The sequence below is a fragment of the Marinobacter sp. CP1 genome, assembly GCF_001266795.1.
In the GTDB taxonomy this organism is placed as follows: Bacteria; Pseudomonadota; Gammaproteobacteria; order Pseudomonadales; family Oleiphilaceae; genus Marinobacter; species Marinobacter flavimaris.
This window is the reverse complement of sequence record NZ_CP011929.1, coordinates 460687-472086: the sequence shown is the minus strand read 5'-3', so window position 1 is coordinate 472086 and position 11400 is coordinate 460687. Positions and strand designations below refer to the sequence as shown.

At 55.4% G+C, this 11400-nt stretch carries 11 protein-coding genes; all 11 read left to right on the top strand.

Features of this window, described 5'->3' with window-relative positions; translation table 11 throughout:
• Window positions 1-85 precede the first annotated feature (85 nt).
• The 11 genes from ACP86_RS02230 to ACP86_RS02180 all read left to right on the top strand — a co-directional run bounded on the left by ACP86_RS02230 (window position 86) and on the right by ACP86_RS02180 (window position 11314).
• Window positions 86-1636 (top strand): nucleoside-diphosphate sugar epimerase/dehydratase, encoded by a 1551-nt coding sequence (locus ACP86_RS02230; RefSeq protein WP_227507801.1) that lies wholly within the window; start codon window positions 86-88, stop codon window positions 1634-1636.
• A 141-nt stretch (window positions 1637-1777) separates the two neighbouring features.
• Window positions 1778-2776, top strand: a complete 999-nt coding sequence (gene pseB / locus ACP86_RS02225) for a UDP-N-acetylglucosamine 4,6-dehydratase (inverting) (protein WP_053112607.1) — start codon at window positions 1778-1780, stop codon at window positions 2774-2776.
• A 3-nt stretch (window positions 2777-2779) separates the two neighbouring features.
• Window positions 2780-3940: a UDP-4-amino-4,6-dideoxy-N-acetyl-beta-L-altrosamine transaminase gene (pseC, locus tag ACP86_RS02220; RefSeq protein ID WP_053112606.1), complete on the top strand. Its 1161-nt coding sequence runs from the start codon at window positions 2780-2782 to the stop codon at window positions 3938-3940.
• On the top strand, window positions 3937-4638 hold the full coding sequence (pseF, locus tag ACP86_RS02215) for a pseudaminic acid cytidylyltransferase (protein ID WP_008170283.1): 702 nt from the start codon (window positions 3937-3939) through the stop codon (window positions 4636-4638). The genes pseC and pseF overlap by 4 nt, the downstream gene beginning before the upstream one ends.
• On the top strand, window positions 4631-5746 hold the full coding sequence (gene pseG / locus ACP86_RS02210) for a UDP-2,4-diacetamido-2,4,6-trideoxy-beta-L-altropyranose hydrolase (RefSeq protein ID WP_053112604.1): 1116 nt from the start codon (window positions 4631-4633) through the stop codon (window positions 5744-5746). The genes pseF and pseG overlap by 8 nt, the downstream gene beginning before the upstream one ends.
• Complete coding sequence (gene pseH / locus ACP86_RS02205; protein WP_227507800.1) at window positions 5739-6245, top strand: UDP-4-amino-4,6-dideoxy-N-acetyl-beta-L-altrosamine N-acetyltransferase; 507 nt, start codon at window positions 5739-5741, stop codon at window positions 6243-6245. Before pseG ends, pseH begins: the two co-directional genes overlap by 8 nt.
• Before the next feature lie 18 nt (window positions 6246-6263).
• Entirely contained in the window at window positions 6264-7316 is a 1053-nt protein-coding gene (gene pseI / locus ACP86_RS02200) for a pseudaminic acid synthase (RefSeq protein ID WP_053112600.1), read from the top strand.
• Between the two features lie 69 nt (window positions 7317-7385).
• A complete protein-coding gene (locus ACP86_RS02195; protein WP_053112598.1) occupies window positions 7386-8774 on the top strand; it encodes an MBL fold metallo-hydrolase RNA specificity domain-containing protein in 1389 nt (462 codons plus the stop codon).
• Between the two features lie 79 nt (window positions 8775-8853).
• On the top strand, window positions 8854-9105 hold the full coding sequence (locus ACP86_RS02190) for a DUF2442 domain-containing protein (protein ID WP_053112596.1): 252 nt from the start codon (window positions 8854-8856) through the stop codon (window positions 9103-9105).
• 149 nt (window positions 9106-9254) lie between these two features.
• Window positions 9255-9530 carry a GxxExxY protein gene (locus ACP86_RS02185; RefSeq protein WP_075267575.1) on the top strand — a complete coding sequence of 92 codons (276 nt, stop codon included), beginning with the start codon at window positions 9255-9257 and terminating at the stop codon, window positions 9528-9530.
• Between the two features lie 230 nt (window positions 9531-9760).
• On the top strand, window positions 9761-11314 hold the full coding sequence (locus ACP86_RS02180) for a Fic family protein (RefSeq protein WP_053112594.1): 1554 nt from the start codon (window positions 9761-9763) through the stop codon (window positions 11312-11314).
• Window positions 11315-11400 lie beyond the last annotated feature (86 nt).

Below are 11400 nucleotides of genomic sequence, written 5' to 3'. Positions count from 1 at the left end.
GATCTGGCACTACCAGGCTTGGTCTGCGAAGGTTGTTGGAGCACTATGAGAAATCCGGGTTAGCGGCACCAGAATGACGGTCCGAATGCTTGTCAATCGGCCGAGGCATCGCAACAAACAGTTCGTAGCAATTGTTGGTGCTGGCGAGACTGGTCTCCAGCTTGCAAACGCGTTGGACCAGGGCACTGAATATCATCCTGCCGCTTTCATCACACTGCTGAAAGCAAACCATCGGGCTTTGATCAATGGAATCCCGGTGTACGACATCAGTCATATTGAGCGTGTGGTGAAAGAGCATCGCATCAAGCGTTTATTGTTAGCTTTGGATGCCGATTCCGGTATTGATCGTAAGCGCTTGCTGAAAAAGCTGGAGCCGCTCGCCATTCCGGTGCAGACCGTTCCAACCATGTCCGAACTGGTAGCGGGCCAGGCACGCATCAATGATATCCGGGATCTGGAGCTTGAGGATTTGTTGGGTCGGGACCCTGTTCAGCCAGACAATGCTCAGGTGGCCGCGAGTCTGTATGACCGTGTAGTAATGGTAACCGGCGCCGGAGGCTCAATAGGTTCGGAACTCTGTCGCCAGATCATTCTGCATCGTCCTTCCAAATTGGTGCTTTTTGAACAGTCCGAATTTTCACTCTACGCAATCGAGCGTGAGCTTCAGGCGATCAATCAAATTGAGGCACTTGGGGTAGAAATCCACCCGTTGTTGGGTAGTGTTACTCATCGTAGGCGTTGTGAGACTGCGATGCGGAGTTTTGGCATAGAGACGGTATACCACGCCGCGGCTTACAAGCATGTGCCGCTGGTAGAGCACAATATTATTGAAGGTGTTCAGAATAATGTTTTCGGCACCTTCAATGTTGCGGAAGCGGCTATCGCGGCTGGGGTGAAGCGCTTTGTGCTGATTTCTACCGATAAGGCGGTGCGCCCCACCAATGTGATGGGCGCCAGCAAACGCCTTGCTGAGCTTGTGCTTCAGGGCCTGGCTCAGCGGCAGTCAGACACCATCTTTTCCATGGTGCGATTCGGTAACGTACTTGGCTCTTCCGGCTCTGTTGTGCCTCTATTCCGGGACCAGATTCGCGATGGTGGGCCAGTTACGGTCACTCACCCGGACATTATCCGGTACTTCATGACCATTCCCGAGGCCAGCCAGCTCGTTCTTCAGGCTGGCAGTATGGGGCAGGGGGGCGAAGTGTTCGTTCTGGATATGGGCGAGCCCGTAAAAATCGCCGACCTGGCCCGCAAGATGATTCACCTGATGGGGTTGATGGAGAAAACCGACGATCGACCGGATGGGGACATCGAAATTATATTCTCCGGGTTGCGACCGGGTGAAAAGCTGTATGAGGAGTTATTGATTGGCGACAACCCGCAGGGTACGGCTCACCCCCGGATCATGATGGCGAGGGAGGTTTCGATGCCTTGGGATGAGGTAGAGCAAACCTTGAATCGGTTGATGCGGGCAAGCCATGAATTTGACTGCGATGAGATTATGAAGATCCTCAAAACGGCGCCCACAGGATTTGCCCATAATGGGGATGTGGCCGATCTGGTTTGGTGCAATGGTAATAGACAGTTAAACGTGGCTTCCCAAGAGTCGGAGAAGATAAGGCGCTTCCCGGCCTGAAGCGGTTTGCTCGTTGAGGCCGGCCAGGTTTTTAAAGAAGGGGCAGATCGGGAAGATCTTGCCCCTTTTTTCTTCTATCATTCAGATGCAGTCTATGGGTCGTTGTACCCGGAATAAACAAATCAAGGCAATCGAAACCTAATGTTTGAAAACAGCTCCATACTGATCACCGGCGGTACAGGCTCCTTTGGCCATACCTTCGTTCCCATGCTCCTCGAGAAGTTCAATCCGCGAAAAGTGATTATTTTCTCGCGGGATGAGATGAAGCAGTGGGAGATGGCCAAGAAGTTTGCCGGCGACCAACGCGTGCGCTTTTTTATTGGCGATGTGCGCGATAAAGACCGGCTCTACCGGGCCCTGGATGGCGTGGACTATGTGGTGCATGCAGCAGCCACCAAGATTGTTCCGACCGCGGAATACAATCCCTTCGAGTGCATCAAGACGAATATCAATGGGGCCATGAACCTGATCGATGCCTGTATCGATAAAGGCGTGAAACGCGTTGTTGCACTTTCGACGGATAAAGCCAGTAGCCCGATCAATCTGTATGGCGCTACCAAGCTGGCCTCAGACAAATTGTTTGTGTCTGGTAACTCCTACGCGGGTGGCCATGATACCCGCTTTGCGGTTGTGCGCTATGGCAATGTGATGGGTTCCCGTGGGTCGGTCATTCCGTTTTTCATGTCGGTTAAGGACCAGGGAGTGTTGCCCATTACCGACGAGCGGATGACCCGCTTTATGATTTCGTTGGAGGAGGGCGTGGAGTTGGTGTGGCACGCCTTTGAGGATATGGAGGGCGGGGAAATCTACGTGAAGAAGATCCCTTCCATGAGGGTGACCGACCTTGCCCGTGCGGTCGCTCCAGATGCCAAACACGAGATCGTTGGCATCCGCCCCGGCGAGAAGCTGCATGAGCAGATGATTGGCGCCGAGGATTCCTATTACACCTATGAGTATCCGGAACACTTCAAGATCCTGCCGGCCATTCATGGCTGGAGCGCCGATGCAGCTCGTATCAAGGATGGCAAGAAAGTTCCTGAAGGATTCATTTATTCAAGTGACAACAACTCGGAATGGATGTCTGAGGATCAACTGCAGGCCTGGATCGACGCCAATCGGGAAAAAATCGGGAGTATCTGATTGATGATTCCTTACGGGCGCCAGGAGATTACCCAACAGGATATTGATGCCGTTGTTGAAGTGCTTGAATCGGACTTCCTGACCCAGGGCCCGAAAGTGCCAGAGTTTGAGAAGACGGTGGCCAGCCATGTGGGTGCCAGATTCGGCGTGGCCGTTAACAGCGCAACGTCAGCCTTGCACATTGCCTGCGCGGCTCTCGGCCTGAGAGAAGGGGACTGGCTGTGGACCTCGCCGGTCACGTTTGTGGCCTCGGCCAACTGTGGTCTTTATTGCGGTGCAAAGGTGGATTTCGTCGATATCGACCCCCGCACTTACAACCTCTGCCCGGATGCGCTTGAGCGAAAGCTGGAACAGGCCAGGGAGCAAGATCGTCTGCCCAAGGTGGTTGTGCCTGTTCACCTGTGTGGCCAGCCTTGCGACATGGAACGGATCAAGGCGTTGTCTGAGCGTTATGGCTTTCGCATTGTCGAGGACGCGTCCCACGCCATTGGTGGCAAGTATCAGGGCGAGTTCATTGGCAGCGGCCGGTACAGCGATATCACGGTGTTCAGTTTTCATCCGGTAAAAATTGTGACAACTGCGGAAGGTGGCATGGCTGTCACCAATGATGCAGAACTGGCGCAGCGCATGGAGATGCTCCGCAGCCATGGCATAACCCGGGACCCTGCCCGCATGACCCACGAGCCAGACGGCCCCTGGTACTATCAGCAGGTGGACCTGGGCTTTAACTACCGTATGACCGAGTTGCAGGCGGCCCTGGGGGTAAGCCAGATGGCACGGCTGGACGACTTCGTGAAGCGTCGGCATGAACTGGCCCGGCGATACGATGAACTGTTGGCGGATTTGCCGGTGGTGACGCCATGGCAGCATCCGGACAGCTATTCCGGCCTTCACCTTTACGTGATCCGACTGAAATTGGGAGAGATTCGTGCCAGCCACCGGGAGGTATTCGAGTCGCTGAGGGAGCAGGGAATCGGCATTAACCTGCATTACATCCCCGTCCACACTCAGCCTTTCTACGAGGCTATGGGGTTCGCGCCCGATGATTTTCCGGAATCCATGCGCTATTACAACGAAGCGATCAGCATTCCCATGTACCACGGCCTGACGTTCGAACAGCAGGACGCGGTGGTTGAAGCGCTGAAGCAGGCCCTCTCGGCATGAAGGTTGCGATCATTCCGGCCCGGGGAGGCAGCAAGCGGATTCCGGGCAAGAATATCCGGGATTTCTGCGGCAAACCGATGATTGCCTGGTCCATTGAAGCGGCTCGAGCGAGTGGCTGTTTTGACGAGGTGATCGTTTCAACCGATGACGAAAAGATCGCCGAAGTAGCGAGGCAGTGCGGAGCGATAGTTCCTTTTATGCGTCCTGAGCATCTTTCAGACGATTATACGGGAACACTTCCGGTTATCCGGCACGCGGTTGAGTGGTTTATAAGCGCCGGCCATGTCGTCGATCTCGCTTGCTGCATCTACGCCACGGCCCCTTTCACCATGCCTGAGGACATTCGGGAAGGCGTAAGGGAGCTGCAAGCCGCCGGCTGCAGCTTCGCGTTTTCTGTGACCAGCTATGCCTTTCCCATTCAGCGTGCACTTCGCCTTGCCGATGGCGGGCGGGTGGAGATGATGCATCCCGGGCAGTTTTCGACTCGATCCCAGGATCTGGAAGAAGCTTGGCACGATGCCGGTCAGTTCTATTGGGGAACCGCGGACGCCTGGCTTGAGGAACGGATGATCTTCGGGCGGGACTCTATCGGGATCCCGATTCCCCGTTACCGTGTTCAGGATGTTGATACTCCTGAGGATTGGAAGACGGCTGAGTATATGTTCGAAGCGTTGAGAGCCAGGGCGCGCAATGGCTGAATCGCTTGCAGTGGCTTTTCGGGTCGATGCATCCACCCTTATAGGCTCTGGTCATGTGATGCGCTGCCTCACTCTTGCAGACGCGCTGGCGGAATCAGGTGCCCGATGTTTTTTCGTAATGCGGCACAAGCCGGGAAATCTCGAAAGCGCGGTGTGCAGCCGGGGGCACCAGGTATTAATGCTTTCATCGGGCGGGGCGGAGCAAAGCGCGAGCTATTCTGAAGATGAGCCACCCCACGCCGGCTGGCTGGGAGAGAGCTGGGAAGCCGATGCCTCTGACACTCTAAAGGCACTGAAAGGCATCGAGTTGGACTGGCTGGTGGTAGACCACTATGCACTCGATCATCGCTGGGAGTCTCAGGTTTTTGGTTCTTGCCGGCGCCTGATGGCTATTGATGACCTTGCAGACCGAAAGCATCAGTGTGATTTGCTTCTGGACCAGAATCTGGGGCGTGAACCGCACGATTACGATGGTCGTGTACCGATCCATGCCGAACGGCTCATTGGCTCTGATTACGCGTTGCTTAGGCCCGAGTTCTCACGGGCACGTGCCCTGTCTGTTGAAGAAAGGAAAGCCCGGGAGCCCGGGAACATACTTGTTAGTATGGGGGGCGTGGATGCGGCTAATGTTACCGGCGTTGTTTTGAGGGTATTGGATGGCATCGAGGTTGTTTCCGCGTATCGGGTTACCGTCGTTCTCGGGGCCGCCTGTCCTCATATCGATGAGGTGACAGAACAGGCGGAATCAATGCGCCTGGCTACGCGGGTGGTCGTAAATGCCAACAACATGGCGGAGCTGATGAGCCAGGCAGATCTTGCCATTGGTGCCGCTGGGGGCTCTGCCTGGGAGCGCTGCTGCCTTGGTTTGCCCAGCTTGCTTGTGGTGATGGCCGACAACCAGCGGCCGGGCGCTGAGGCGCTGAAACATGCTGGCGCATCACTCAGTTTGGGGTGGCCGGGCGCTCTTGAAGAGACATTGCCCAGGGCGATGCGTGAAGTACTCGCGGCTGGAAGGTTGCTTGAGATGAGCCAGAATGCTGCCGCAATCTGCGATGGTCTGGGTGTGCAGCGTGTGGCTGACGCCCTCCGGGAGGGTTCGGATGAGTAGTGGGCGGCTGAGGCTTATGCGCTCCGGGGACCTTGCGCGGGTTCTCAATTGGCGGAATCATCCCGATGTGCGCCGGTTCATGTACACCAGCCATGAAATCTCTCCCGAAGAGCATGAGCAGTGGTTTGCCCGGAACAGTGAAGCCCCCGGTGTGTGGCTGCTGATCTACGAGGTTGATTCGGCCCCTGTAGGCTTCGTTAATATCTCCTCGACCCGCTGTGCCCAGGTTGCGGATTGGGGCTTCTATCTGGCGCCGGATTCAGAGCCTGGAACAGGGCGGTCGCTTGGTGAAGCTGCCTTGAGGTACGCCTTTGAAGAGTTGGAATTGCATAAACTCTGTGGCCAGGCGCTCGGTTATAATGAGCGGTCAGTCCGCTTCCATGAGCGTCTCGGGTTTACCCGGGAAGGTGTCCTCAGAGAGCAACACTGCGACGGAGAACGTTATCACGACGTTATCTGTTTTGGCCTTCTGGCTGCCGAGTGGAAAAATTCGAAGTAAAGGTTCAAGGGCGTGTTTATGAGTGAAGCGAAAATTGTCATTGATGGTCGTGAAATTTCATCATCTCAGCCGCCTTACATAATTGCGGAGCTCTCAGCCAATCATAACGGCAAGCTCGAAACGGCTCTGAAGATCATTGATGAAGCGGTTGAAGCCGGAGCGGACGCGGTAAAATTGCAGACCTACCGGCCCGACACCATTACCCTGAATTCGGATGCCGATGATTTCAAAATCAAAGGCGGGCTTTGGGACGGTCGTACCCTCTATGAGTTATACGAAGAGGCCCACATGCCCTGGGAGTGGCATAAGCCTCTATTTGAGCGGGCCCGGGAGCGGGGCATCACCATTTTCAGCTCGCCGTTTGATACCACCGCTGTTGATCTGCTTGAGGAGCTCGGCGCTCCAGCCTATAAGATCGCATCATTTGAGGCTGTGGATCTGCCATTGATTGAGTATGTGGCCCGGACTGGTAAACCGATGATCATTTCCACCGGGATGGCGGATGCGGAGGAAATTCAGGAAGCCATTGATGCGGCGCGCGGAGCTGGCTGTAACCAGCTGGCGATTCTGCATTGTGTAAGTGGCTATCCGGCGCCAGCGGAAGACTATAATCTGCGAACCATTGTGGACATGAAGCAGCGTTTCGGCCTGGTGACAGGGCTTTCGGATCACACCCTGGATAACACAACGGCGATCGCCAGCGTCGTGTTGGGCGCGGCGATCATTGAAAAGCACTTCACGCTCGATCGCTCTGGCGGTGGGCCGGATGATAGCTTTTCCCTGGAGCCTGAGGATCTCAAAGCGCTTTGCCGGGATAGCAAGACAGCCTGGAGGGCACTTGGCGAGGTGAATTACGGTCGAAAATCCAGCGAGCAGGGTAACGCGCTGTTTCGCCGTTCCTTATACTTTGTGAATGATATCAAGGCGGGGGACGTCATATCCGGCGAAGATGTAAGGAGTGTTCGCCCGGGTTTCGGGTTGGCGCCCAAGCACCTGAAAGCCGTTGTTGGCAAGGTGGCCGCACATGACATAAACAGGAACTCCCCGGTCAGGAAAGAAGACTTTCAGTAACCGGTGCTCAAACAAGAAATTTGCCCAAGGACTGGGGCAGTTTCAAAACTATCAACAAGGACGTTCAGCATGATCTCGATATCTCACCACGGCGCCACCTCTGGCGTAACCGGCTCCTGCCACGAACTCACCGTTGGTCACGCGGCCGAAAAGAGCGGCATCCTCATAGACTGCGGCCTGTTCCAGGGCCAGGACGAGGGCCGCGGTGCTTCCGCGTCTGATCTCTCCATTGATTTTCCCATTGATCATATCCGGGCCCTGGTGGTCACCCACGTGCATATCGACCACGTGGGGCGCATTCCCTATTTGCTGGCTGCGGGGTTCGATGGGCCCATTATTTGTTCCGAACCTTCAGCCATTATGCTGCCGGAGATTCTGGAGGATGCCCTGAAGATCGGCTTCACCCGAGACCGGCAGCTGATTGAACTGGTTCTGGGAGTGATCCGTTCCCGCCTGGTGCCGGTGCCTTATGGCCAGTGGCATTCGGTGTTCGCGGGGGATGATTGCTCGCTGTCGGTTCGGCTGCAGAGGGCTGGGCATATTCTGGGCTCGGCCTATGTTGAGTGTGATGCACGTGCGGGCGAATCTGAAGAACGGGTTGTGTTCAGTGGCGACCTCGGCGCGCCCCATGCTCCGTTGCTGCCCGCCCCCCAATCCCCCGAGCGAGCAGATCGGTTGGTGATCGAGAGCACTTATGGAGACAAAGACCACGAGGACCGGGAAATGCGGCGTTACCGGTTGAAGGCGGTTCTGGAGCACGCGCTGGAAGATGGTGGAACGGTGTTGGTACCGGCGTTCAGTATTGGGCGCACGCAGGAGTTGCTTTATGAGATTGAGGGCCTTATCAATGAGTTTGGTGGAGAGCTCTGGAGCAACCTGGAAATTGTTGTGGATTCGCCGCTGGCGGCTGAATTCACTCGAATCTATCGAGACCTGAAGCCCTACTGGGATGCTGAGGCCACAGACTTGGTGCGCCAGGGCCGGCATCCGCTTTCTTTCGCGCAACTCACGGTTATCAACTCCCATGAAGACCACCTGAATGCTGTGGATTACCTTGCCCGTTCCCACCGCCCTTGTGTGGTTCTGGCCGGTTCCGGCATGTGCGCCGGTGGTCGTGTGGTGAATTACCTTAAAGCGATGCTGGGGGATAAGCGGAACGATGTGCTGTTTGTGGGCTACCAGGCCGCGGGCACGCCAGGTCGGGATATTCTGACTTATGGTCCCCGTGGTGGCTGGGTGGAGCTGGATGGTGACCGCTATGATATCCGGGCCCGGATTCATCTGGTTGGCGGCTATTCGGCCCATGCTGGGCAGAGTGATTTGCTTCGGTTTGTTGAAGGTATTCCTGGAGCACCTACGGAAATTCGGGTGGTGCATGGGGATGAGGATGCGAAGGCGGCATTTCAGGTAAGGCTTCAACGGGTGTTGCCTGGCTCCCAAGTGCTGATCCCGGCGTAGCGAGGTTTTGATGCGCGCACGATTCGGGTATTGTTGGAAGTAACAGAACAGAACCGACAACGGTTTGAGGATGCTTGGCATGACTACTTCGCCTGAAAAAGTCTGGTTTGATGAAGATAATCTTTGGGTCATTCTCTCGGATGGTCGAACAATTGGTGCCCCGCTGGCCTGGTTCCCGCGTCTGCTGCACGCGGAACAAAAAGCCAGGGATGACTTTGAACTGAGTGTTCATGGTATTCACTGGGATTCGTTGGATGAGGATATCAGTATCCAGGGGTTGCTGGCTGGCCAAGGCGACCAAACCCACCCAAAACGTGATCACGCGGCCTGACATGGAAAAGATAAAGATTTTTGCCACTAAATCCACGAAAGAACACGAACAAAGACTGACTGATTAAAAGTCAGGGCTTCCTTGTCTTTCCCTTTCGTGTTCTTTCGTGGATTTAGTGGCAAAAATGTTCTTAAAAATAAGGATATAAGATGCTCAAGGAAAAAGAGCTTTGCTACCGTATTACCGGCTGTGTGTATGAGGTATACCGGCATCTGGGAGCAGATCACAAAGGCGAGCCCATTGCCGAACACCGGGTCGATCTTTTGGTCGAGAACGCCGTCATCATCGAACTTAAAGCCCAGAAGCAAATGCCGATATCGGCGGAGCCGCAGTTAATCAACTACCTCAAAGCCACAGGGAAAGAGCTTGGTCTGTTGGTTAATTTTTCGTTTCCAAAGGCTGTGGTAAAGCGGGTGGTGTTATGACCAGGCCGGGTTTTTTCATGGGAGGGCAGACCCCTCCTTCACCAGGGATCTCTGGAAATTGTCGTCGATTCTTCTCTGGCGGCGGAATTCCCCCGGATATACCGGGATCTGAAGCCCTACTGGGACGCCATTGCCAGATATATATCGTGACCGGCACCTGCTAGAATTGTTTTTTCTGAAAAGCTGGCAGTTTTAATCGTTTTTTTGGCAGGATAATCATTTTGAGCACGATGGCGGGTGATGAAATTGGCTATGCATGGTTGGCAGCACGTTACGACGTGCAGGCAATCCAGCCGCTGCCGCTGGAGAGCCGTATCGGGCGTAGGCGCCAAACCTACGACCAGGCCGGCCGCCGCCTGGAATACTACACAGAGGCGATGCGCCCGCAAGGCACGCTGGGCGCGCACCTGACCTTCGCTTTAAAACACGAAGGGGTGGCGCTGGAGTTTCTGGCAAGGTTGTTTGGGGCATTGCCCGCAGAGGCGCTTGCTGACTGGATACGCTCTGAACCTACCGGCCAGTATGCCCGGCGTGCTGGTTTTCTCTACGAATGGCTAACCGGCAAGACTCTGGCAGTGGAGGGTGTCGGTGGCAACTATCGTGATGCGCTGGATCCCGAAGTGTATGTTACGGCGGCTAACGGGGGGTGTCGTAACCGCCGCTGGCGGATTAATGACAACCTGCCGGGAACCCCTGAATTCTGCCCCCTTGTTCGTCGCACGACTTCAGTGTTGGAAGCCCGTCAATATGGAATCGCTGACAGGCTTTTAGCGATGGAAGGGGAGTTTGGACCGGATATTTTGCGTCGCAGTGCAGTGTGGCTGACTATTAAAGAGAGCCGTGCCAGTTTCGCGATCGAGCACGAAGGGCAGCATCAGGATCGCATACGCCGTTTTGCCACCGCCATGGAACAGTATTGTGGCCGGCTGGATTCCCCCCTTGATGATGACGCCCTGAGTGAGTTTCAGTCAGCTATCCTGGGAACCACCACGATCCGGACGGGCCTTCGGCAATCGCCTGTGTTTGTTGGGAGTAGTTCGATCGATTACGGTGCAGTTGTTCATTACGTCTGCCCGCACTGGGAGTGGTTGCCAGGCATGCTGGAGGGATTGCAGCGTTTTCTGGCGCAAACCGATCCGGGGGATGCAGTGGTTCGCGCTGCTGTGGCAAGTTTCGGGTTCGTCTTCATTCATCCGCTGGCTGATGGTAATGGACGAATCTCCCGTTTTCTGGTGAATGATACTCTTCGCCGCGACGGCGTGGTGCCTGAGCCTTTTATTTTGCCGGTTTCAGCGGCGATAACGTCCTCGGCGGTCAGGCGGGCCGACTATGATCGAATTCTTGAACGTTACTCCCGGCCATTGATGTCGGCTTACCGTGATGCGGTCGATTTCACCCAGGAACGCGTGGCCTACGCAGATGGTATTGAATCGGACTTTGTTTTTAATGCCTATGAGGAGGCAGCACCTGTCTGGAGCTATCCGGACTTGACCGAACATACGGAATATCTGTTCGCGATCATTCGGCATACGTTGGAGCACGAGATGCACCATCAGGCCGCCTTTCAGCGGGCGTGGTATCGCACACGCGAGGCGATCAAGGATTGGGTTGAAGGCCCCGATGAGCACATTGATCGGATGATCCGGGCGATACGCCAGCATGGCCGGGTCAGTGGCAAATTGATGAAGGAATTTCCGGTGCTGGCGCAATCCGACATTGCATCGGAGCTAGAGCAGGCCGTAGCCGAAGGTTTTGCCGATCTGCCGGATGTGAATCAACGATGATTTTGGTGAGGGCATATCTCTGTGTAGTGCAGTTATTCGCCGCTGGCCGCTCGATCGAAGGCCATCCAAATGCCGTGGATTACCTG

Coding starts and splice junctions, on each gene's coding strand:
- ACP86_RS02230 (WP_227507801.1), top strand. CDS start 86: ATGCTTGTCAATCGGCCGAGGCATCGCAACAAACAGTTCGTAGCAATT.
- pseB (WP_053112607.1), top strand. CDS start 1,778: ATGTTTGAAAACAGCTCCATACTGATCACCGGCGGTACAGGCTCCTTT.
- pseC (WP_053112606.1), top strand. CDS start 2,780: ATGATTCCTTACGGGCGCCAGGAGATTACCCAACAGGATATTGATGCC.
- pseF (WP_008170283.1), top strand. CDS start 3,937: ATGAAGGTTGCGATCATTCCGGCCCGGGGAGGCAGCAAGCGGATTCCG.
- pseG (WP_053112604.1), top strand. CDS start 4,631: ATGGCTGAATCGCTTGCAGTGGCTTTTCGGGTCGATGCATCCACCCTT.
- pseH (WP_227507800.1), top strand. CDS start 5,739: ATGAGTAGTGGGCGGCTGAGGCTTATGCGCTCCGGGGACCTTGCGCGG.
- pseI (WP_053112600.1), top strand. CDS start 6,264: ATGAGTGAAGCGAAAATTGTCATTGATGGTCGTGAAATTTCATCATCT.
- ACP86_RS02195 (WP_053112598.1), top strand. CDS start 7,386: ATGATCTCGATATCTCACCACGGCGCCACCTCTGGCGTAACCGGCTCC.
- ACP86_RS02190 (WP_053112596.1), top strand. CDS start 8,854: ATGACTACTTCGCCTGAAAAAGTCTGGTTTGATGAAGATAATCTTTGG.
- ACP86_RS02185 (WP_075267575.1), top strand. CDS start 9,255: ATGCTCAAGGAAAAAGAGCTTTGCTACCGTATTACCGGCTGTGTGTAT.
- ACP86_RS02180 (WP_053112594.1), top strand. CDS start 9,761: ATGGCGGGTGATGAAATTGGCTATGCATGGTTGGCAGCACGTTACGAC.